The sequence below is a fragment of the Photobacterium sp. AWH4_225 genome, from assembly GCF_056158405.1.
Map to the genome: position 1 here is coordinate 2,579,571 of NZ_JBSWTF010000001.1, position 21,598 is coordinate 2,601,168.

The 21,598-nt window shown below is 46.5% G+C and carries 20 protein-coding genes; 4 read left to right on the forward strand and 16 right to left on the reverse strand.

Annotation, left to right across the window (positions count from 1 at the left end; all coding sequences use genetic code 11):
- Window positions 1-46 precede the first annotated feature (46 nt).
- Window positions 47-421 carry a MerR family transcriptional regulator gene (locus ACXAD4_RS12105; protein ID WP_475241641.1) on the reverse strand — a complete coding sequence of 125 codons (375 nt, stop codon included), beginning with the start codon at window positions 419-421 and terminating at the stop codon, window positions 47-49.
- A 183-nt stretch (window positions 422-604) separates the two neighbouring features.
- Between ACXAD4_RS12105 and ACXAD4_RS12110 the strand changes: the two genes are divergently transcribed.
- Complete coding sequence (locus tag ACXAD4_RS12110; protein ID WP_475241643.1) at window positions 605-991, forward strand: DUF302 domain-containing protein; 387 nt, start codon at window positions 605-607, stop codon at window positions 989-991.
- 61 nt (window positions 992-1,052) lie between these two features.
- Here ACXAD4_RS12110 and ACXAD4_RS12115 read toward each other — a convergent pair whose 3' ends face one another.
- From ACXAD4_RS12115 to ygfM, 9 genes are all read right to left on the reverse strand, one after another.
- Entirely contained in the window at window positions 1,053-1,352 is a 300-nt protein-coding gene (locus ACXAD4_RS12115; protein ID WP_475241645.1) for a GNAT family N-acetyltransferase, read from the reverse strand.
- The gene (locus ACXAD4_RS12120; RefSeq protein ID WP_475241647.1) at window positions 1,328-1,525 is read right to left on the reverse strand and encodes a hypothetical protein; all 198 of its coding nucleotides are present in this window, start codon (window positions 1,523-1,525) and stop codon (window positions 1,328-1,330) included. Before ACXAD4_RS12120 ends, ACXAD4_RS12115 begins: the two co-directional genes overlap by 25 nt.
- Window positions 1,526-1,721: 196 nt before the next feature.
- Entirely contained in the window at window positions 1,722-2,150 is a 429-nt protein-coding gene (locus ACXAD4_RS12125; protein ID WP_475241649.1) for a hypothetical protein, read from the reverse strand.
- Window positions 2,151-2,171: 21 nt separating this feature from the next.
- Window positions 2,172-2,642 (reverse strand): hypothetical protein, encoded by a 471-nt coding sequence (locus tag ACXAD4_RS12130; protein ID WP_475241651.1) that lies wholly within the window; start codon window positions 2,640-2,642, stop codon window positions 2,172-2,174.
- A gap of 246 nt (window positions 2,643-2,888) precedes the next feature.
- Window positions 2,889-4,271: an NCS2 family permease gene (locus ACXAD4_RS12135; RefSeq protein WP_475241653.1), complete on the reverse strand. Its 1,383-nt coding sequence runs from the start codon at window positions 4,269-4,271 to the stop codon at window positions 2,889-2,891.
- Window positions 4,272-4,579: 308 nt separating this feature from the next.
- Complete coding sequence (guaD, locus tag ACXAD4_RS12140) at window positions 4,580-5,896, reverse strand: guanine deaminase (RefSeq protein WP_475241655.1); 1,317 nt, start codon at window positions 5,894-5,896, stop codon at window positions 4,580-4,582.
- A 90-nt stretch (window positions 5,897-5,986) separates the two neighbouring features.
- Window positions 5,987-7,393 carry a nucleobase:cation symporter-2 family protein gene (locus ACXAD4_RS12145; RefSeq protein WP_475241657.1) on the reverse strand — a complete coding sequence of 469 codons (1,407 nt, stop codon included), beginning with the start codon at window positions 7,391-7,393 and terminating at the stop codon, window positions 5,987-5,989.
- A 253-nt stretch (window positions 7,394-7,646) separates the two neighbouring features.
- A complete protein-coding gene (locus ACXAD4_RS12150; protein WP_475241659.1) occupies window positions 7,647-10,517 on the reverse strand; it encodes a molybdopterin-dependent oxidoreductase Mo/Fe-S-binding subunit in 2,871 nt (956 codons plus the stop codon).
- Window positions 10,518-10,519: 2 nt separating this feature from the next.
- Window positions 10,520-11,314 (reverse strand): molybdopterin-dependent oxidoreductase FAD-binding subunit, encoded by a 795-nt coding sequence (gene ygfM / locus ACXAD4_RS12155; protein ID WP_475241661.1) that lies wholly within the window; start codon window positions 11,312-11,314, stop codon window positions 10,520-10,522.
- 422 nt (window positions 11,315-11,736) lie between these two features.
- Here ygfM and ACXAD4_RS12160 point away from each other — a divergent pair, with 422 nt between their 5' ends.
- Window positions 11,737-12,297 (forward strand): hypothetical protein, encoded by a 561-nt coding sequence (locus tag ACXAD4_RS12160; RefSeq protein WP_475241662.1) that lies wholly within the window; start codon window positions 11,737-11,739, stop codon window positions 12,295-12,297.
- Window positions 12,298-12,386: 89 nt separating this feature from the next.
- On the opposite strand, the gene ACXAD4_RS12165 is transcribed toward ACXAD4_RS12160, so the two are convergent.
- Window positions 12,387-13,295, reverse strand: a complete 909-nt coding sequence (locus tag ACXAD4_RS12165; protein WP_475241664.1) for a dienelactone hydrolase family protein — start codon at window positions 13,293-13,295, stop codon at window positions 12,387-12,389.
- Between the two features lie 485 nt (window positions 13,296-13,780).
- On the opposite strand from ACXAD4_RS12165, the gene ACXAD4_RS12170 reads away from it, so the two are divergent.
- On the forward strand, window positions 13,781-15,046 hold the full coding sequence (locus tag ACXAD4_RS12170) for an SGNH/GDSL hydrolase family protein (protein ID WP_475241665.1): 1,266 nt from the start codon (window positions 13,781-13,783) through the stop codon (window positions 15,044-15,046).
- 106 nt (window positions 15,047-15,152) lie between these two features.
- Here the strand turns inward: ACXAD4_RS12170 and ACXAD4_RS12175 are convergent, their stop codons facing one another.
- On the reverse strand, window positions 15,153-16,790 hold the full coding sequence (locus ACXAD4_RS12175; protein WP_475241667.1) for a hypothetical protein: 1,638 nt from the start codon (window positions 16,788-16,790) through the stop codon (window positions 15,153-15,155).
- A 315-nt stretch (window positions 16,791-17,105) separates the two neighbouring features.
- Here ACXAD4_RS12175 and ACXAD4_RS12180 point away from each other — a divergent pair, with 315 nt between their 5' ends.
- Window positions 17,106-17,837, forward strand: coding sequence for a prephenate dehydratase domain-containing protein (locus ACXAD4_RS12180; protein WP_475241668.1), 732 nt, complete (start codon window positions 17,106-17,108; stop codon window positions 17,835-17,837).
- A 128-nt stretch (window positions 17,838-17,965) separates the two neighbouring features.
- On the opposite strand, the gene ACXAD4_RS12185 is transcribed toward ACXAD4_RS12180, so the two are convergent.
- The 4 genes from ACXAD4_RS12185 to cspE all read right to left on the reverse strand — a co-directional run bounded on the left by ACXAD4_RS12185 (window position 17,966) and on the right by cspE (window position 21,588).
- Window positions 17,966-18,589, reverse strand: coding sequence for a cytochrome b/b6 domain-containing protein (locus tag ACXAD4_RS12185; protein WP_475241670.1), 624 nt, complete (start codon window positions 18,587-18,589; stop codon window positions 17,966-17,968).
- Window positions 18,590-18,592: 3 nt separating this feature from the next.
- Window positions 18,593-20,173 carry a tetrathionate reductase family octaheme c-type cytochrome gene (locus ACXAD4_RS12190; RefSeq protein WP_475241671.1) on the reverse strand — a complete coding sequence of 527 codons (1,581 nt, stop codon included), beginning with the start codon at window positions 20,171-20,173 and terminating at the stop codon, window positions 18,593-18,595.
- Window positions 20,174-20,641: 468 nt separating this feature from the next.
- Window positions 20,642-20,842, reverse strand: coding sequence for a hypothetical protein (locus ACXAD4_RS12195; protein WP_475242767.1), 201 nt, complete (start codon window positions 20,840-20,842; stop codon window positions 20,642-20,644).
- A gap of 533 nt (window positions 20,843-21,375) precedes the next feature.
- Window positions 21,376-21,588 (reverse strand): transcription antiterminator/RNA stability regulator CspE, encoded by a 213-nt coding sequence (gene cspE / locus ACXAD4_RS12200; protein ID WP_475241672.1) that lies wholly within the window; start codon window positions 21,586-21,588, stop codon window positions 21,376-21,378.
- Between the last annotated feature and the right edge of the window lie 10 nt (window positions 21,589-21,598).

A 21,598-nucleotide genomic window follows, 5' to 3' on the forward strand; every position in this document is an offset into this window, starting at 1 on the left:
GCATCTTAAACCCTGCCCCTAGGGACAGAGTCAATATATATTGGTGCTAGCTGAACTGCTTGGGTTTATTCAATTGGGTATCGCGTTCACACTGCGTAATTGCCTGATGATAATCCCCAATTCGTGTATTCAGTGCTTCGAGAGCCTTAATCTCAATCGCTATATCCTGTTGCTTTTTCTCAAGAATCTGCAGCACCTTCGACCAATTAAAATCGTGCTCCTCATCTTTCAACGGGAGCAACTCAGACAAGTGGATGCCAAGGGACTGCGCATCTTTGATCATTTGAATAAACTTAATATCAGCTTCAGAGAAAACACGATAGCTACCCGATCTAGACACCTTCAGCAAACCCATCGATTCATACAACCGAATAGCGCGCTCTGAAGCTCCGGATTGTTTTGCCGCTTCCCCTATATACATATGGCCTTTCCCTGCTCCTTTTATCCTTTCCAGTTTGCTATTTCTTGATCAATCAGATGTTCACAACTATCTTCTTTACATTTAAAGAATAATGGGGAGTTAATAATGAAAAACAAGCTATTCGTTTTATTCCTTTTCATTAGTATTAGTTTCCCCACATTTGCAGATACTGGACTTATTACTGTGAAAAGTCCCTATTCAGTCCAAGAGACCGTTGAAAGGCTAAAGCAGGTACTGGATGAAAAAGGTATGACGCTGTTTGCCCATATTCCTCATAGCCAGTCAGCAAGCGAGATAGGTGTCGCCCTTCGCCCTACTGAGTTACTCATTTTCGGCAACCCCAAAGTCGGCTCTATTTTCATGGAGTGCCAACAAACAACGGCAATCGACCTGCCACAAAAAGCCCTGATCTTGCAAAATAGCGACAATGAAGTTTGGGTGATCTACAACGACCCTGCATATATCGCCAACCGCCACCACATTGAAGGAAAAGTCGCTAAGTGTGATACAACTATCGATAAAGTCAGCAAAGCGTTGGATTCTATTGTGAAAACAGCGACTGAGAAGTAGTGAGAGTGGCCTAAATTGGCCACTATCCCTCACCGCTAAATCTCTGTACTTTATCAAGAGTTCACACAGCCCAACGGTAAAACGCCCCTACAGCCTCTTCTCTTTCAACTTCAGCCCCCAAATTATGGTAGAAGGAGATAACACGGTTATTCAGGCAGCTCTCAGTCCATGAAATGTGTGACGCACCAATTTCTGAAGCTTGCTCTTTGACCGCTTCCATCAGTTTTTTACCAAACCCTTTAGAGCGAAACTCATCCAGAATAAACAGTGCGTCAAGCCAAACGTAAGGCGACCCAGTGCCAGAAGAATATCGATAGTGATATAAAATAAACCCTGCTATCTTGCGCTCAACCGAAAGCAATAAAACATGCGAAAAGGGTTATCACACAATATTGTTTTTTCAATTTTATCAACATCCGTTGTTATTAAATCACTAACCCCGTTTAGTGAAACATCAAATTCCGCTTTTTGGTGAATTAAGCTTAAAACAAGATGAGAGTCACCTTGCTTTGCTTTTCTTATCTCCATTTCCATCCTTGTCACTTACCTTTAAATCAACCTAGACATATAATTTAATATTTTTTTATCATACTAATCCATCACAGATTAATTAACCAATAAATGTTCGGATAAATTTTACATTGCAATTATGGTATAGGTTTCAATTTATTGATAACTTGAAAATAATAAATGATGATAAATTCGCCAGAAATATATATACCCAAAAAGCTTAACTTTCTCTGATACTCTTTACATACCATGTCCCACGGCAAGGTGCGTTCGTTACACTCCAGTCCCCTTTGATGTGGTCGTTTTCAACCACGCCTGTAAACCGGTAGCCCCAGCGAGGGCTGTCTGCATAGAGTTCAAGTACCCCATCATCAGATACCCACCCTCTAAGTAAGGTATTATTGTACATTAGCTTTAAAATTACCTTGCCTTGATCTATCGTGCCTACCACCCTAGTTTCCAAGCAAATTTTATCACCACTAATATCAATTCTTTCACCTTCCCACTTGCCATCATAATTTGATGATATAGCGAATGACGGGTTATCCGGCAACGCTGTATTTAGTGGTACTATTTCCTTATGCTCCAGTTTAAACACCATAAATGCCAAGGTACTAACAGTAGCAGCAATAAATAACAACCTTTTCATTTTTTACCTCTATGATTAAATCTAAACTCGTGGGGTATACTTTGCTCTGTTTATTCCTAAAGAGAGTAAGATATAGTTAACAATTAACTCGAAGGCATAATCTTCATCTTGACGGATATAAGCCCCAGAAGTCATGGTAATCACCAACTTCATTTCCGGAATAATGAACATTTCCTGGCCCCCAGCACCACGCATCCCGGCAATCATCAATTTTTCACCATCAACAGTAATGAATGGAAACCACCAGTTGTGACCATATCGGGCAATCAAGAGAGACTGAACTTTCTTTGTTTTCTTTAGCGAGACCTGCTCAAGTAGATCCAACAACACCTCTTGGTCAAAGCCTTCCTCCTTGGGTAGACTAATCGCCCAATCGTTCTGCTCAGATGTTTGCATCCAGCTAAACCCCTCCATATCTGCTTTAGGCGGGTTGAGTAGCGCCCAGGCGACTACCACAGTACTGGGAGCATTACACGCATAAAGATAACCCATTTATAGGTTCGATTGTTTCCTTCCACCGAACATATACTCCATTATCAGAAACGAAATTAAAGTGTTGTGAAGAGAAAATATAGTAGGGGTTACAAACTTAAAAGTAGTCTTTATTACAATTGCTTATACCGTTGTTATTGATTAAACAAGTTGCGAGTCACATAACAAAAACGCCTCTCATTTTTCAATGAGAGGCGCATAAGTTTATCAATCAAATTTTGATGTTACATCGAGCGGAGATGGGGATTAAATCGCCCAGCCACCTGCGTAGAAAGCCACCAGCACAATGGCAATGATCACGGTGCCGGCATTCAGGCGTTTCGCTTCACCAGAAATCACACGGCCAATCACCAAAGAGCCAAAGCCCAGCATAATACCGGTAACGATGTTACCTGTTAGTACGATAAATACCGCACACACTAGGCCAGATAGGGCATCAACAGAGTCAGCCATATCCAGCTTGCTAACATTGCTCATCATTAGCAGACCAACATACATCAACGCTGGCGCGGTAGCGTAAGCAGGTACCAAGTAGCTGATTGGCGATAGGAAAAGTAGCAACAAGAACAAACCACCGACGACTGTCGCTGTAAGGCCAGTTTTACCGCCCGCTGCCGTACCGGCTGCAGATTCAATATATACCGCCGCTGGAGCGCCACCGACAAAGCCAGCGAAGATACTACTAACTGAGTCTGAAGTCAGAGCTTTACCGCCATCGATGATCTGACCGTCTTTATCAAGCAGGTTAGCTTGGCCTGCAACTGCACGGATAGTACCGGTTGCATCGAAAATCGCGGTCATTACCAACGCCAATACACTTGGGATCACGATTGGGTTTAGTGCTCCCATGATATCCATGGTGCCCAGCAACGACTCACCTTCAGCGCCGAACGATGGCATCGCAAACAAGCCTTGGTAAGTCACTTTCGGGTCGAAAATCAAACCGAAGATTGAAATAGCCACAATGACCAGCAAGATACCGCCCGGCACACGACGTTTTTCAAGGCCGAAGATAGCTGCCAAACCAACAATAGACATGATCACAGGCAGTGATGTGAACTCACCCAAGGCAACAGGCAGACCTTCATGCGGGTTCTGTACCACAAGGCCAACACCGTTAGCTGCGATCAACAGCAAGAACAGACCGATACCGATACCCGTACCATGGGCAATACCAAATGGCAGGTTGGTAAGTATCCACTGACGTACACCGGTCACGGTAATACCGGTAAATACCACACCCATTAGGAATACCGCACCCAGTGCAACCGGAATGCTGATCCCCTGCCCCAGTACCAAGCTAAATGCGGTAAAGGCAGTCAATGAAATTGCACAACCAATCGCCATCGGCAGGTTGGCCCATAGCCCCATCAATAGTGAACCGAAAGCGGCAACCAAACAGGTCGCGATAAAGACTGCGCCTTGGTTGAACCCTGCGGCACCCAGCATGCTAGGTACAACGATAACGGAGTAAACCATTGCCAGGAAGGTCGTCAGACCGGCGACCACTTCCTGCTTAACACTACTACCACGCTGGGAGATTTTAAAATACCCATCCAACCCACTCTTACGGGGTGTGTCTTCTGCTACAACTGTAGATTCATGATGAATCGAACTATTTTCAGACATGATGTGATTCCTTGTAAAATTTAGTGTCAGGCTCGCAGCCTGATCACCTTGAAAAACGTTGAGCTTCCTCTCAACCCGCCCCGTCGCAATCGATTGCTTTTTTGGGGCTGTGACTTGTCCGTCACGATAAAAATGTTGCTGACTTTTATCGACACAACCCCAGTTAACAGAACCCATCAATTTCCTTCATTGGAATATCCCTAGAGTGAATAACCGGGGCTGGGCAAGGTAAATTGGCGGCGATTATACGCTTTGCTCACCCTGCATTGTCAAAAACTTATTTTCCGGCGAAACCGTTTGCGTAAAATTTAACCTCGCTCGTACACTAATCGACCGTCTACGTAGGTTCGGTAGATGCTTCGGTCATCGCCCAAGGTCATTAGCATGAACAATTTCTCTGACAGATCTTTTGAGCTGTCATAACGAAGCTGCTGCAACGGCGTCGAACACGGATCGATAATGACAAAATCAGCTTCTTTGCCTATTTCGAAGTTGCCGATCAGGTGATCCAACGACAGTGACTTCGCGCCACCCAAGGTGGCGAGGTAAAACGCTTCAAAGGCCGACAACCTGTGCTGCTGCAACTGCATCACCTTGTAAGCTTCATTGAGGGTTTGCATCATATTGAAAGTGGTACCGGCACCGATATCGGTCCCCATGCCGACTTTTACCTTGCGCTTCCAGGCTTCCTGCAGCTTGAACAATCCACTGCCTAGGTAGAGGTTCGAGGTTGGACAGAACGCCACCGCCGAGTCGGTTTCATGCAGGCAGTCCCACTCTTCATCTTCAAGGTGGATACAGTGGGCAAAAACACTCTTCGGCCCAGTCAATCCATGGTGGTGGTACACATCAAGGTAGCCATCCTGCTCAGGGTAAAGCTCTTTCACCCAAGCGATTTCATTCTTGTTCTCGCACAGGTGGGTATGCACATAAGTATCTGGGTATTCTTCCTTGAGCTTGCCTGCCATTGCGAGCTGCTCTGGCGTTGAAGTTGGCGCAAAACGCGGAGTGATCGCATAGAGCAAACGGCCACGCTTATGCCAGCGCTCAATCAACTCTTTAGTTTGGTTATAGCCAATTTCCGGGGTATCAAGCAGGTACTCTGGCGCATTGCGGTCCATCATCACCTTGCCGGCGATCATCCGCATGTTGATCTTCTCGGCTTCCTCGAACAGGGCATCCACCGATTCTGGGTGAACCGTACCGAACACCAAGGCAGTCGTGGTGCCGTTGCGCAGTAGCTGCTTGATAAAGAAAGTTGACATTTCGCGGGAGTAGTCTTTGTCTTTGTACCTGGCTTCTGTCGGGAAGGTGTAGTTGTTCAACCATTCCAGCAGTTGCTCACCATAGGCACCGACCATTTCAGCCTGCGGGTAATGAATATGGGTATCGACAAAGCCTGGCATCACAATCTTGCCTGGGTAGCTACGAATGCGAACCGTCGATGGGATTTTGTCTTTCCCCTCATCCCATTCGCCCACCCACTCGATACGCCCATTGTCGACCAACATCAAACCGTCTTCGATAAAGCGGATGTTCTGCTCTATGTCCTCAGGCTTGTCGACAACGCTAGCGATATCCAAGATAGACGCTCTTATTGCTTTAATAGACTGGGTATATTCCATGATTACCTCTTATCTTTCTGTACTGGGCAGTGGTAGGGTTCACCGCTTTTTCCAGCGCTTATTTTTATTAAAATCGTTCTGTTGTAGGGCTTAAACTTGCTGCTCACGTGACTGCATTGCCTCTTCCTCGGCCAATGCTTTTTCGCACGCTTCACATTCTTTGATTTGTTCTTTTAGCGCTTCACGTTTTTCTTTTGCGCTTTCCGCTTCATCGGCACGGTTGATACCCAGAACTATGTTCAGGCCAAGAGCGACCAATGAACCGGTTGTGATACCCGAGCCTAGGATGACGCGCATTGAATCTGGCATATAAGTCAGGATCTCAGGACGAACAGTCACCGCCATGCCCGAAGCCACACCGACAGCGATGATTAGCATATTGCGTTTGGTAAAATTAATTCGTGACAGGATGCCAATACCTGCAGAGATGATCATTGCGAACATCACAAGTCCAGCACCGCCAAGTACCGGAGAAGGAATAGTAACCACAATACCGCCCAGTTTCGGGAACATACCGGCAATGAGCATGATCACACCGGTAACAGCGACAACATGGCGGCTGGCCACACCAGTTATCGATACAATACCAACATTCTGGCTGAATGATGAGAACGGGGTTGCGCCAAATACCGATGCCAGCGCACTACCGACACCGTCACACAGGATCCCTTTCGAGAGTTTCTTACCTGTCAGCTTGGTATGGGTCGCATCACTCAAGGCAAGGAAGTCACCGGTCGATTCCATGATAGTGACCAGATAGGCAATAGACATCCCTATCACACCACTGACCGTGAAGCTCAAGCCGAACGGCAGTAACTCAGGCAAAGAGAAGAACTTGGCTTCTTTGACTGGGGTGAAGTCTACTACGCCCATGAAAATCGCCACGATATAGCCGACCATCATCCCGATCACGATTGCCGCAGCGGAAATCAAACCCTTGCCAAGTTGCGACAAGACGATGACCACCACCAGCACCAATAAGCCGAGCATCAGGTTATTGATCTGGCCATAGCCCTCCTGGCCGACAAAACCACCGGCGAACCAGTCAACGGAAACCGGTAAAATGGTCAGACCGATTAGCACTACTACGGTACCGGATACCACTGGCGGAAACAGTTTGCGGATTTGCGGCATGAAACGGCTACCGATGATCATCACCAAGGAGCCAATCAAGGACGCGCCGAACACGCCGGAGATCCCTGAGTCCAAGCCGATAGAAATGGAGATAGCGACGAAGGTAAAGCTGGTGCCCATCACCACAGGAAGCCGGATCCCAACCGGGCCAACCCCCTTACACTGGATAATGGTTACCACACCCGAGACCATCAGGGCGGCGTTGACCAAAATCACCATTTGGTCGGTGGGCAGTCCGATTGCACTACCAACCACCAAAGGCACGGCAATAATCGCCCCCATTGCGGCAAGCATGTGTTGAAGAGCTAAGAGAATCGAGGCGCCCACAGGAGGCTTGTCTTCCACGTTGTACAGTAGTTTCATTTCTGTTCCATCCGAAATCTTTAAATCGATAACCTAGCCAGAAACTCCAGGGCCCTTTACACCAAGCTCAACAGAGCTTGTGCCTGCCTACCCGCTTACTATCATGACTACCCAGTGTTAGATTCAGTTGCTGAGACAGTCGATACCAGCCAAGTCATGACGGCGTAATTGCCAAAACACCAGCCCGGAAAACCGGAGCCGAAAAACAAAACGGCCATTTCCCATCCCCTGGAAATGACCGCTTGCGCATTAGTTACAGCTTATTCAGACCTTGCAAAATCTTCTCTGGGGTGAAGTGCCAATCACGCAACCAGACACCACATGCATCATGAATTGCACTGGCGATGGCAGGGGCAGCACCGTTAACCCCAATTTCAGATATCGATTTCGCACCGTAAGGGCCAACCGGATCATCACTTGGTACCAACACCGCTTTGAAGTCGCGTGGAATATCACCGATCTTCGGTGCACCGTAGCTCTTCAGATCGCGGGTAACAGGCACGCCGTTGTCATCGTAAATCAGCTCTTCATACAAGCTGTGGCCGATAGCACGCATGCTGGCACCGTAAATCTGGCCAAGAGCCAAATCAGGGTTAACCGGCGTACCACAATCGAGCAGGGCATGGAACTTATCCAGGCGGATTTCACCCGTACGGGTATTGACCGCCACTTCGGCGAAGTTAGCGCCATAAGGGAAGGCAAACTCTGGCGTAATAAAGCAGCCTGAAGCCAGTAACTGCCCCCACCCTGTGCCGCTTTCTGCTTTGTGGGCGATATCTAAGTAGCTCACCTCGCCTTTCTTACCTTTCACCAAACCTGGAGCGACAATCTCTACGTCTTCCACTGGCTCTTCGAGCATTTCAGCACCGCATTTAAGGATCTTGTCGCGCATCGCTTCGGCAGCACGCTTGGCGGCATTGCCTGAGAAGCAGGTACCCGATGAGGCATAAGCCCCTTTATCGAATGGGGCGTGGTCGGTATCACCAGAGTGAACGGTAATTTCGTCCATCGGGCAACACAGCACTTCTGCGGTCAGCTTGCTGATCACCGTATCCAAACCAGTACCGATATCGGCACCACCGGAATGAACAATGAAAGTACCGTCAGAGGCCATCTTGATACGGCAGTTGGCTTGGTCGATATCTGGAATACCGGATTTCTGCTGGATAATCGCCACACCGCGGCCAACTTTCCACTCGCCTTCAGCGTGTTTCGGACTATCCCACTCAATCAGCTTGCGGCCTTCGCGCAGGATTGGCTCCAATGCACAGCTGTGTACTTTCGGAGCGCTAGTTGGCATCTTGCCTTCACCAATAGCGGCTAAGATCTTCAGCTCCTGACCTTCAACAACACGGTTCTTCTCAACCATATCCAAGTGGTCGATACCCAACTCTTCTGCCATTTCAGCCATGGCCATCGTTAGGGCAAAGTTCCCCTTCGGCGCGCCGTAGCCTTGATAAGCCCCGGTAGGACAAATGTTTGAGTAGTAAGTGGTAACCCTGAAATCGACGTTGTCACATGGGTACAGTGGCAGTGACAATGCAGGGCCATTTGAAGGGACAGTCAGTGCGTGGTTACCGTAAGGGCCGGTATTGGCACGGAAGTCCATATCAATCGCAGTCAGTGTACCGTCTTTCTTCGCACCAAGTTTCACCGTCACTTTAGCCACGTGGCGGGTTGAGTTACAGATGAACTCCTCTTCACGGGTATGATGGAAGTAGACCGGACGGCCTGTGGTCCAAGTTGCCCACGCACACACATCTTCCAGCAAGATATCTTGCTTCGAGCCATAACCGCCGCCCACACGCTCTTTGACGATATGGACTTTGTTCTGCTTCACACCCAATATCTTGGCAACCTGACGGCGTACGTGCCAAGGCACCTGTGTCGAATCGTGCATTACGATACGATCACCATCCATGTAGCTGTAGCAAATATGGGTTTCAACCGGCAGCTGCTGTACCTGCTTGGACTCGTAAGTACGCTCAATAATCACATCCGCTTCAGCAAAGCCTTTGTCCAAATCACCGATATGGCCACGGACACTGGCGGCAATGTTCTTGCGAGGGAAGCAACCAATCGGGAAGTTAACAATCAGTTTGCCTTCACGCGGATCGGCATTGCGGTTCTGCTCTTCCAAGTCATCCGGCGCACCAACACCGTACTCGATAGGTTCGTTGTGAATAATCGGCGCATTGGCAGCCATCGCCTCGTCAATGCTCATCACTGGCTCAAGCACATCGTACTCGACATCGATGAGTTTCAATGCCTGCTCGGCAATCTCTACTGACTCGGCAACAACAGCAGCAACACGGTCGCCGACATGACGCATTTTCTGACCGAACATACGACGGTCTAGCGGTGATGGCTCTGGAGCACTCTGACCACCTGGGGTGTAAGGGATATCTGGGCAGTTTTCATGAGTGATCACCGAGACCACACCAGGCAGTGCTTCGGCTTTGGATACATCCAGATGTTTGATCCACGCATGGGCGTGTGGGCTACGTAGCACCTTGATGACACAAGCATTGGCAGGAATGCGGTCTTCGACATAGCACGGCTTGGCCTGAACCATTTTGGCCGAATCAATCTTCGGACAGTTCTTACCGACTACCGCCAGATCATCACGGAACTCAGGGGCAAACTGCTGGGTATAGTCAGGATCGTTAAGACGCTTCACCGCCAATTCAACCACTTCGTAGAACTGCTGGTAACCCGCATCACGGCTGAATAAGCCTGATAGCGCGTCATTAATTTCATCACGATTTGGCTGAGGAATACGCTCAAGCAATTCGGTTAAGATCAGTGCCAATGCCGGATCGTTGTAGCCCGATTGCACCACACCGACATCGATCATCGCCTGCTGAACCAAGCTCAGCTGATTCCACTCTCCAAGAGCTTCAGCGGTTTTGATTTCTGCGCCTTCAAGCTGAGCGGCGATCAATAGTGAAGCGTTGATCAGTTCACCATTGAACAGGATCACGTCCGATCCGGCAAAGCCCCAACTATCATCACTGTTTCGCACCGAGTGATAGCCCATAGAGTGCAGCAATGTCTGTACATTTTCACCAAGACGACATTCCAAAGATTGAGGGCGGCCATTTAAGGTAAATTGAATCGTCATGATTATGCTTCCTCTACCAAGTGCTGACATTCAGCCATCAAATCCGTGATCACCACACCTGCGATATATCGCTTATACTCCACACTGCCGCGAATATCGGCTTCCGGATAGATCGCATCAGCCACCGCTTGCTCTAGTAGCTCCCCTTTCAGATCTTGTGCTTCCACATCTCGCAGGCGAACCGGACGAGCTGCGCCGTTATGCAAAGGAGACACACCATCAAGGGCAATCACCTTGTTGCCTTGTTTATCGATAGATACCGCCGCAGTCACAATGGCTAACCCTGCTGCTGAGCGGGCAATGTTGTAACCGATACAGGTTAGGTTTCTATCTGGAATAATGATTGTTGCGATAAGCTCACGCTCTTCGCTGTTGATGTAGTCTTCTACATCCACTTCCAAGCCGTTTGCCAGTTTCAATTTTGCCCTTAACGCAATCAAACTAGGCACAAGCAAAGCTTCTGGTTGGCGTGCAGCAATTTCACCGCCCAATGTGGCCTGGTTGCGAACGTGACGGGAATAGATAAAGGCCGCAGATTGTTTCAACGCCACAGGTACCAACTCGTGGTCAATCAGTTGCTGGATACGGCACATCGCACCAATGTGTAGGCTGTCACCTTGCTGCTCAACTTTGGAGAGGTTCAGCTTGCCTAGAGAGATAGCAACAGTTTTATCCGTTTTTGTTGGCGCTGCATTGATTTTGGATCCGCCTGCAAACCAGATGGCATCACTGCCATGCTGCTGCTTGAATTCAAGTGCCTGAGCAGGGGTATCAGGCGTTAGATATTGTTCAATCATGTTAATTGCCTTTTCGCATTCTCATTGTTATTCCTGCATCATGCGTTCGGCCGAGAGGCTTTTACGGAACGTTATTGATGTCTTGAATATCTAAAAGGCAACAAACACGCCAAACTGCTGAAACTGGTCAGCTGAGGCAAGGATTCGTGAGCACAGTCCGAAATTTCAGTAAAAATGCGATCAGCGTCGGGACACATGTCACTTTTTTTAAACCAGATAAATATCTAGGTTATCAAGTAGATAATAACGGTTATCACTAAGCACAGAGGTGATATCAAAATAATATCAGGGGGCTATCAAAATGATATGGATGGGAGTGATAGTACCTTTAGGGGCATGCCTGACTGAAACTTATATCGAACATTAGATGTGGCAAACTATAATTGTACTACATATCAAACTGTCTATAGTTTGGGGCTGTTATGTTATTCAGAACTTATCGTATTCAATCAGTCTTAGTAAGCTGTCTTCTTTCTGTGTTGTTGTTTGGTTGCAGTTCATCTGAAGAAGATGAAAGTGTTGACGTTGTTGCCAATGAACCTGCCAATGAAGCAGGGCCAGAAGCCACTGCAGTGGCAGTAACACAAAGTCTTCTTCCCCCCAAAGATAAAAAAGGATCTCTTTCATACCCTATCTTCTTATTGGAAAATTTAGATTTCTTCAGAGAAGACCTTCATTATGAAAATCCAGCTCAGTTTACAATGTTTTATAACGGGGGCTGGGAGTTTTACGCCGACCGAATTGCTAACTATCGCCAAACAAATACAGATGAAGGTGTGACATGGGTATTATGGTTGAGGGCTTCTTTCCACGGTGAACGCGATTGCAGCGGACCTATATTGTACGCAGAAAACTACCGTTTATATTCAATTGACTATGAACAAGATGAAAGAAACATCAAAGTTACAGGCCACGATATCAAATTCCCTCAAAAAGCCTCTCAAATACAATGTATAAGGTATTATCAGGAGTGGGTTCGCTAGGATATAGCTATTTAAAACAGGTATAGATATAAGAATATTAAAATATATAAGGGCAGATAATTTATCTGCCCTTATATCAGCTAACAAGATTATGTTAGTTGTTTAGAAAAGAACTCAAGTGTACGGCTCCAGGCTAACTCTGCCTCTTTTTCAGCATACCGGCCTGTTGAGTCGTTATGGAAGCCATGATTGACACCTTCATAGATATAAGCAGAATGTTCTGCACCAATTTCTTTAAGCTCCTTTTCATACTCCGGCCAAGTTGCATTTACACGTTTATCGATTCCAGCAAAATGTATCAACAGCGGACCTTTCACATTTTTTCTTAAATCAGGAACTGCAGGGGTACCGTAAAATGGGACACCCGCATCTAACTGATTTGGGATTACAGCAGCCAACATATTGACAATGTAGCCACCAAAACAGAACCCTACAGCGCCTAATTTCCCATTACTTTTTTCATGCGATTTAATGAAATTCGCTGCCGCGATAAAGTCTTCTTCGATAAGCTCTCTCGACAGAGATTTCTGCATCTCACGACCTTCATCATCATTGCCAGGGTAACCACCTAACGAAAATAGTGCATCCGGTGCAAAAGCAATATAACCCGCAGCTGCAAGCCTTCGTGCAACATCTTTGATGTATGGATTTAGCCCTCTATTTTCATGGACAACCAATACAACAGGAGCCGTGCCTTGCAACTCTCTTGGGACGACTAGATAACCCTGTCCCTCTCCATGCCCTTTAGGGGAAGGAAACTTCTCATAGGTTGCCTTGATAGATGGGTCATTGAAAGATACCTGCTCCGCTAGCGCATAATTAGGAATTAAAGCAGACGTTAATGTAGTCATGGTAAACCCAAGCACAGCCAACCCTGAGAGTCTTGCCAAAAACTCCCTTCTATCAATTAATCCATGGGCATATTCGTCATACCAATCATAGGCTTCTTGTGGAATGGGTCTTGTTGATGTTGATAAAGACTCAGTATTCTGCTTCATAACTTTTCCTTGTTCTGATTAGTTTTCAGTCTTAGCTTACCTAATGATCATGACCGTTATTCAAGTTGAACTTAAACGTAAAACTCTCTGAATAGATATAGGGTGATGCATACCGCTTACATTCGCCACTCTGCCCTATTAATGTCATCGGCCCGTTGTTTGACCCAATAACTATAGTAGAAGTCTCAATCATTTTGAACGATCACTCAAAAATAACTTCAAATAAAATATCATAAGTAATAAAGCGCTATACAGATGAGGGTTCAACTAACTGCTCCTCACTTCCAAATAACCTTATTGATAAAACCATTTTTCCATTTCTGTTTATAAAGCGATCCTTATACCAACTTAATACATTTCAAAAACAAAGCCATTGATATAAAAGCATTCACAGGCAAAATACCGCTTTCAATATGTTCACAAACAATTACTCTATTAATCATATGGTTAATAGTGGTAACTTCGTTAACAAGAAGAAAAATACAATGAATAAATTACTACTTACTCTATTATTACCTTTCGCGGCATACGCTTCAGAGGCTGTAGCTATAGAAACAGCGACTACAGAACCTCTTACCCCTGAGGCCATCACTTCATATCAGGTCAGCAGTGCTCAGGCTAACCAAACTTATACCTATGTCCGCTGCTGGTACCGCCCCCATATTAATCACGACGACCCGGCAACTACCTGGGAGTGGGCACTGGATGAAGACGGGGACTACTTCACTCTAGACGGATATTGGTGGTCATCGGTGTCATATAAAAATATGTTCTATACCGATGCTAGCCAAGAGAAAATTATCGAGCGCTGCAAGGCGACACTTGGCGTTGGACATGAAACGGCTGATATGAGCTACTATGCCGCAGATAACCGGCTATCTTTCAACCATTCTATTTGGTTCAATGATCCTGTCTTCCAGCCTGGTACCATCAATAAAATGGTTGCTTTTGGTGATAGCCTGTCTGATACCGGCAATATTTTTAATGCCTCACAATGGCTATTCCCTAACCCTAATTCTTGGTTTTTGGGTCGTTTCTCCAATGGTTTAGTTTGGACAGAATACCTAGCCCGTGACAAAAATATCCCGCTTTACAACTGGGCAGTCGGTGGCGCAGCTGGCACCAATCAGTATATAGCCCTAACGGGTGTATATGATCAGGTCACCTCTTACCTGACTTATATGAAAATGGCGCAAAACTATCAGCCTAAGCGCACCCTGTTTACCTTGGAGTTCGGCCTCAACGACTTCATGAACTACGACCGTGAAGTCTCAGAAGTCAAAGCAGACTTCAGTAGCGCGCTTATTCGCCTGACAGACGCTGGCGCGCAAAATATCATGTTGTTTACTCTGCCGGATGCCACCAAGGCTCCGCAGTTTAAATACTCGACCCAAGATGAGATTGAAAAAGTCCGGGCTAAAATTCATCTATTCAATGTCTATATCCGCGAACAGGCTCAGCTCTATCAAGACAAAGGGATCAACGTCGCGCTGGTCGATGCCGCACAGATGTTTGACGATATAACTACAGCACCTAAAGCCCATGGTTTTGAGAATGCCAAAGACGCATGCCTTAATATCAACCGCAGCAGCGCGATGGATTACCTTTACAGCCACAGCCTAACCAATGATTGTGCTTACCATGGCTCTGACAAGTATGTGTTCTGGGGTGTCACCCACCCAACCACCGCAACGCACAAATACATCGCTGACAAGATCCTGGCTGGGGTTATCAATCAGTACGATTTTTAACTACGGTTTATATTTCTGTTTTAGCTTTCTAAACGACAAGTAAAAAGCCACCTTCTGAAGAAGGTGGCTTTGCATTAGCCTTAACTTTTTTGCTTTTCAGGTACTTCTATTTGGCAGCGAGAAATTCTTTCGCTTGCTGTAACCGCAGCCGATCGGCATCCCCTTCACCAGCAACATCAACCAGCATTTGGTAATATTGCTCAGCCTTGTCTTTATCTCCAGCCATCTCGGCAGATCGGGCTGCGCCATAGAGGCTGTTAAAGCGATTCTTACTTCGGATCAAGGCTATGACATATTCATCCAATGCTTGTTGATACATTTCCATTTCCCAAAGCATGTCGGCCAGCAACTCCCTGGCCGGTATGATTTCGCCAGGTGTTACAGGATGCTTTTCAGTAGTCGCCTCTAGGTCTGCAGCACTTTGCATGGTCTGCAATCCTTGTTCACGATCGCCTTGTTGGAATTGATGCCAGGCCAACGCAGATAGACGCTGAATTTCAACCTGCTTGGCCCAATAGGCCGAGTTTTGTTCGGCTTGAGCCTTCAACTCATCCAGCCTTTTCAGCGCTTTCTCGGCGCCTTGCTTATCACCCGTTCGGGCAGCCCCTAGTGCATTGGCAAAATGAGTAATGGCCTCCATAGCCGGATAGTTATCCCATGGATAGCTGCTTGGCGTTTTAGGCACTAGCTCTGCTGCTGCAGACCACTGCTGTCTTTCTAGTGCATACCGGGCCGGCACAGCGGCCAGCGTATAGGCCGACGCAACATGCGGCTGAATCGGCGCATCGAGCCTTTGAATAGTTTCGACTACTTCCAGTGCTTTCGTGTCCTGTGCCTGTTGCAAGTATGAATACGCCAAGTAATCAAATGCATGGAGGTAATGAAGGGAAAGCTTATCACCAGCAGGATGTTTCTTGGCAGCTTCGGCCGAGCGGATATTCATGGTGATTGACTCAGGCCATAAGCCAAGTCGGGTAAAAATATGCGTTGGCATATGCAAAGCATGAGGAATAGATGGGGCAATATCCCCATAACTGCGAGCCACGTCTAATGCTTTGGGCGCCAATTCGGGATAATCATAGGCATGAATTATGTAGTGATGTCCCCCTGGATGCTCAGGGATCTTGTCCAATACAGTGGCTGCTGTCTCACCCGCCTTTTTTTGTATTACATAGCTTTTATCATCCGGTGAAGCCGTCGCCAAATGGGCCAGTGCATAGAAGGCGGTCGCTTCAGGGTCATCCGGAAACGACTCCATTACTTTCTTCCAGCCTTGCTCGAAAGCAGTGAGGTTAGCGGCTTCTTTGGTATTGCGGCCCTGAGCATAGTAACTTTCGACCGCCTCAATATAGGCAAGCTCCCGCGGAGTTTTCTCTCCTTTGCTAGCGGCTAACTCAAGCATTGCTTGGCCTTTAGCAAATTCATCTTCATCAGGCGGATCAGACCAAAGCGGGTGTATCATTGACATTGCCACGCCCCAGTAGGCCATGGCGCAATCAGGGTCACTTTTGATGACTTCTTCGAAAGTTGCCTGAGCACCAACGTAGGTCATGTGGTGCAGCAAAGCCAGACCTCTTTCCAGCTTGGGCTGGCTGTCTGAATTGCAAGAGGTAGGAAATTGAACGGTGCCTAGTTTTTCCTTGTCATCGGAGTGGGATTCCGCGTGAGCACTCTGGCCAAGGAATGTTGAGCTGATAAATATGGCCGCCATCAATCGCAGGCCATGCCGACTATTCATACTCATATTCTTACTCCAGAACATAGGTAAGATTTACGAAAGTATAGGTAAAAAAACCTGCTCAGTGATGATTCAAAGGACGAATTATCTCTTTGCCGACAACATGGTGTTTTAGGTACTTTGCTAAATTAGCGTAATTCGATTTAGCTTATATATGATAACCTCCAACAACGTGGCCAAATTTTTTGGGCTACTACAACCTTCTCTTACCATTTCCTATCAACTGCTCAGACCTTATTTAGTGATAAGGTTAATAAAATCAAACCAATGAAATTGTCATACTAAACGGTTCACACTCCACATACTGTAAAGGAAATACGGATGTTAAAACCGCTTGGGATCGCCCTAACCGCTTCTACCCTTCTATTATCAAATCTTGCTTTTGCCGGAGAGCATGTTTTCGCGCAGGCATCAAAAGGCAGCTTCAACGATGCGGCTATCACTAAACTGTTTGAACAACAGCCAGCGCTAAGTGCGGCCGTGACGTTTGCGGGGACGCCAAGCAACACCTTCAAGCAATCTATTGAACATGATGCCCTTGCTTTCAGCGCGGTAGAGAACAGCACCATTGAAGGCCGTTTGGTGCAAGCCACGGTGGAGGCTTTTCAGCAATACCGTTTAGTTGAAGCCAAGGCATTCATTACTACGCCGATTGAAATGTGTGTATTAATGAACCACCAAGATGTCACCAACGATACGGCGATTACCACCATTGCCTCCCACCCTGCTGCCTTGAAACAGATCGACAGCTGGAAAAATAGCTTCGAGCCTAAAGAGCTAGCAATCCCCGAAGGTACGGCAGCGGCAGCCCAGAAGGTTGCGAACCAAGAATTGCCGTCCGGTACAGCAGCGATTGGTGCCTGCGTACTGAGTAACGTCTACACCAACCTGAAAGTAGTCGAGCAAGGCGTACAGGATAACAAGAACAACAAAACCTCGTTCTTGCTGATGGACGTTGAGCCACGTGAAGAAAAAATCAGTGAAGCGCAAGCGCGCAAAGAGCTAACCGCAGCCATTGAGGCCGGCAAGAAACTGGCGAAAGCTGAGCAGTAGTGAGTTTGATAGGCTCCCATGGAAAACACGGGTGTCGTTATCCATTCGCATCTCAAGGCTAACTAATTGATAAATATTAAGTGTTGATGGCGATATCAGGGTGATATCGCCATGGTTTTAGGAACCAATTACACCGTCTTCTTGGTTGGCTGAGTGACTTCTTTATTGCCTTGTTCCTGGGGCTCTTCATAACCGGTGATCATGGTCCTGATGTGACTCAGAGGAGTTGGCCCTGTGGTTGTCATATAGACATGTACAATTAAGAAAATCAGGATCAAAAATGCAGTGGCCAGGTGCAAGTTTGATAGCGTGGACAACGAGAACACTTCGAGCCCAAAGGGATAAGCAAGCAACAATAAGCCCGAGAGCCAAATGACAGGCGCCAATAGCAACTTGAAACCCAAGTAAGAGAAACGCTGTAACGGGTTGTGTTTGCGCTCCGGTGTCGCTTTATAGGGGTGAGGTTTGCCGAAGAAGATATCCTTACTGTAATAACGAATGACGGCCATCAGCTTCTCCGTAGTTGGGATGTATTGCCGCCACTCCCCTGTGGTGAAATGCCAGAAAATGGCAAACAGCCAAAGAATGATCAAGGCAAGTGCCCCCACCTCATGCCAAAGCAGTGCTTGTTCGAAACCCAGCCAGCTAAAAAAGCCGTGGATTTCAAACCCTGTTACTAACATGGCCAACATCAGCAAGCTTTGCGACCAATGCCAGAAACGCTCAAACCGTTTGTAAATCATCTGACGCATAACTCACTCCTTGTCTTTTTTGTTGGGGACGAACACTCGCAACAGTGCATGAATGCACACGACCCCGAGTACTATCACCACCAACCACCAAAGGAACGGCCCGCCTCTGAAGGTGTGGGATTGGCCGGGAATATGGAAGCCTGCCAATTTGGCCATTCGGCCATCCGGGTTATGGCAAGCCTGGCACTCTAGCGCTTTTTCAGCGGGGGCGACCATATGGGTAATTGGGAAGTGGTATTCGGTATTGATGAAATCAAGCTCACCACTAAAGGTTTCACCACTGGCTTTCATCCCTGCCTGTGCTGAGGCATCCCAGTCGTAGCTTTTCCAGTATGCGGCCTTGTCCTTACCGAATAGATGCGGTGTGACCATGATTTGGTTTTCGCTATCGTAGGGCTGTTTGCCTTTCATCACCTTGAAAGGCCAGATACGGGAATCGTCATCGCCGCAACGTCCTTGCAGGGTCGTTAACGCAATAATGCCGTCCTCATTAGGCGTGACTATCTCACCGACAACGGTGTAGTCGATATTGCCGTTGAAACACACATACTCTGGTACGACATTCATTTCCCAGATAAAGTCACCTTTTTTCGGGGTATAGGTTACGTTGCCCCATTGGTCTTTGGTGACTGGACGGCTCTTGTCACCTGCGGTTGACCAGTCCCAAAAAGTCTTGGTGGCTTTTTCACGGGCGAACTCGGGAATATGGCAAGTCTGGCAAGCGATGTTGTCAACGTGTTGGTTGAGGCGAATGGCATTTCGGGAGCCTTTATGCGGCTCGATACCATGGCAGGATTCGCAGCTTGCCCGGCTAAAATCACTGTGGCCGGGAATATCGATACCTGAGGTATCTTTCGCAAGCATCGCGTAGCGCGAGCCCTTGGTTTGGTGATTGCTCGTGGTATGGCAGTCTTGGCAGTTGAGGTTCGCGCCCTCTTCCGATAAATGGACATCCAGCTCTGGTGACGCACTAAACAGAGTTGAGTCCATATCTCCATGTTTTACCGAGTCCCCGCCTCCACCGAAAAAGTGGCAGGCACCACAATTTTCTATATCTGGGGTGGCAACACTTTGGGCGGCCATTGCTAAATCAACCGCAGGTAACATCTTGCCAGAGCCTTTCGGCCACTCCTTGTCGACATAGTTGGGGTGGCCGGCATCGGTCGGGAACTTACGGTACTGCCCAGATTGCTCGTGGCAGATCAGGCAGTCGATACTTTCCTGCTTGGTGAAGTCAAAGCTATCATCCTTCCAGCCATAACCGGCATGGCAACTGGTACAGCGTGGTTCATTGGAAGCGGTAGCAATACAGAAGTTATTGACGACGTTTGTTTTGCCGTACATGGAATCACTACCCGTTTTGCCATGTTGCCAGGTCCAGTGTGTGGACTGTTGTAATTGCTCTCCAGCTTCGTTGTGACAATCCAGACAGGCTTTAGTGACTTGCTCTGCACGCTCAAAAGGACCATGCAGTTGTTCAAAGTTGGTGTGATCGGCGGTCGAGGCAATAATTTGAAGAGGCAGAACCAAAATAGCTGCAACGCAAACAGCCCGACACCATATCGAGAATGTAATCCTATCCATTGTAGCGCCTCCTTACATTAGCTGTTACTTAATTAAGTGATCACTAATGCTAGAATGCCAATACAATTGAAAGCAGATTTGTCCCACATCAAAAAAGTCGTTCAAAAAATGTACAACTTATGTGTTGGGTCACATTCTCTTATCATCCAGGGGCTGTGTCGTAACTTTTTCTCCTATCACACAAACAATGTGTTAGGTGTGTTGAGCTATTTCAGATCTTAACCGTGGTATTTTTGCGCTATAAGTGATTTGGTGTGACGATTGGTAATTAAGGCACGACAGAATCGCTTGGTGATCACAAGTCAGCCTAAAACTGACTGACTTGGAAATGGACAAAACCTTGTTACGATTTCCGAGAAATGGAGATATTTCAGATAAACTCAACTAAGGCAAAGTATTCAAATAAAGCACATAGCATTGTGCAAAACTTACTGTACACTACAGTAAGGCTAAAACTATTAGAATGCATTAATTTGTGTTTATGAACCGTTCAGCGGTAGCGAACAGGCTATCACACTTTTTCTTCTGTTTGGTAAACTCTGGAGTGCCTTCTTCCATAGAATCAAGAATTTTTTTAGCTTTGTGATACTCAGCTACCATAAGAGAAAACCTCTCTTCGAAGTTGTTTTTTCGAATATTCTTACTTGATTTTTTTGCTGGTTTTCTCATTTTCATTTCATAGTTCCCATAGCTTTTTCTGTTCTCGTTCTAGTAGAATATTCTCGATCTCCTTTCTTATCTTATGGATGTTATCCTTACGATCTCCGTTGCCATGACTTTCGACATTTTTTGATTTTAATTTTCGACCAGATGTTTTTTTCAAAGTCTAATCTCCTTTACTTATAATATATAATAATGTCCCAAAACCATATCTTCTTCATTTCTGATTTCCCCAGTATTTTCAGACTCACAAAACGTAAAAAGCAAGTCAAGGCAGGTAGTATTTAATCTAGGGAAGATATGACGCTTTAAAACATCGCTATTTAGCTGATTAATCATAGCTGACCAAGAGGTATTGTTGTGATAAAGATAATATTTAACTTGATACAATTAACTTTTGCTCTTATGGTGATTTTTCTCACGCAAAACATAGTACCAATATTTTTTTCGATTGGTTCTTCTAATCATTTCACTCCTTAATAAGTGCTCAAATAGAGAGATCTTACTTTCACTAGAAAATAGGCAGGTTCTCACCAGAATTATTACAATATAGTAACGTTGGCTGCTTGTTGGCCTTTGCCACCTTGTTCCACGTTGAAGGAAACTTTTTGACCTTCCGCTAGTGTTTTGAAGCCATCGCTGGTAATTGACCTAAAATGAACAAATACATCAGAACTCCCATTGTCTGGTGCGATAAATCCAAAGCCTTTTGTTTCGTTAAACCATTTTACTGAGCCAGTTGTTTTATTTGACATGTATATCTCG

Coding starts and splice junctions, on each gene's coding strand:
- ACXAD4_RS12150 (WP_475241659.1), bottom strand. CDS start 10,517: ATGACGATTCAATTTACCTTAAATGGCCGCCCTCAATCTTTGGAATGT.
- ACXAD4_RS12135 (WP_475241653.1), bottom strand. CDS start 4,271: ATGTCTGAAAATAGTTCGATTCATCATGAATCTACAGTTGTAGCAGAA.
- ACXAD4_RS12185 (WP_475241670.1), bottom strand. CDS start 18,589: ATGCGTCAGATGATTTACAAACGGTTTGAGCGTTTCTGGCATTGGTCG.
- ACXAD4_RS12125 (WP_475241649.1), bottom strand. CDS start 2,150: ATGAAAAGGTTGTTATTTATTGCTGCTACTGTTAGTACCTTGGCATTT.
- ACXAD4_RS12120 (WP_475241647.1), bottom strand. CDS start 1,525: ATGGAAATGGAGATAAGAAAAGCAAAGCAAGGTGACTCTCATCTTGTT.
- ACXAD4_RS12130 (WP_475241651.1), bottom strand. CDS start 2,642: ATGGGTTATCTTTATGCGTGTAATGCTCCCAGTACTGTGGTAGTCGCC.
- ACXAD4_RS12170 (WP_475241665.1), top strand. CDS start 13,781: ATGAATAAATTACTACTTACTCTATTATTACCTTTCGCGGCATACGCT.
- ACXAD4_RS12175 (WP_475241667.1), bottom strand. CDS start 16,790: ATGAGTATGAATAGTCGGCATGGCCTGCGATTGATGGCGGCCATATTT.
- guaD (WP_475241655.1), bottom strand. CDS start 5,896: ATGGAATATACCCAGTCTATTAAAGCAATAAGAGCGTCTATCTTGGAT.
- ACXAD4_RS12105 (WP_475241641.1), bottom strand. CDS start 421: ATGTATATAGGGGAAGCGGCAAAACAATCCGGAGCTTCAGAGCGCGCT.
- ACXAD4_RS12180 (WP_475241668.1), top strand. CDS start 17,106: ATGTTAAAACCGCTTGGGATCGCCCTAACCGCTTCTACCCTTCTATTA.
- ACXAD4_RS12160 (WP_475241662.1), top strand. CDS start 11,737: ATGTTATTCAGAACTTATCGTATTCAATCAGTCTTAGTAAGCTGTCTT.
- ygfM (WP_475241661.1), bottom strand. CDS start 11,314: ATGATTGAACAATATCTAACGCCTGATACCCCTGCTCAGGCACTTGAA.
- ACXAD4_RS12190 (WP_475241671.1), bottom strand. CDS start 20,173: ATGGATAGGATTACATTCTCGATATGGTGTCGGGCTGTTTGCGTTGCA.
- ACXAD4_RS12195 (WP_475242767.1), bottom strand. CDS start 20,842: ATGAGAAAACCAGCAAAAAAATCAAGTAAGAATATTCGAAAAAACAAC.
- ACXAD4_RS12165 (WP_475241664.1), bottom strand. CDS start 13,295: ATGAAGCAGAATACTGAGTCTTTATCAACATCAACAAGACCCATTCCA.
- ACXAD4_RS12145 (WP_475241657.1), bottom strand. CDS start 7,393: ATGAAACTACTGTACAACGTGGAAGACAAGCCTCCTGTGGGCGCCTCG.
- cspE (WP_475241672.1), bottom strand. CDS start 21,588: ATGTCAAATAAAACAACTGGCTCAGTAAAATGGTTTAACGAAACAAAA.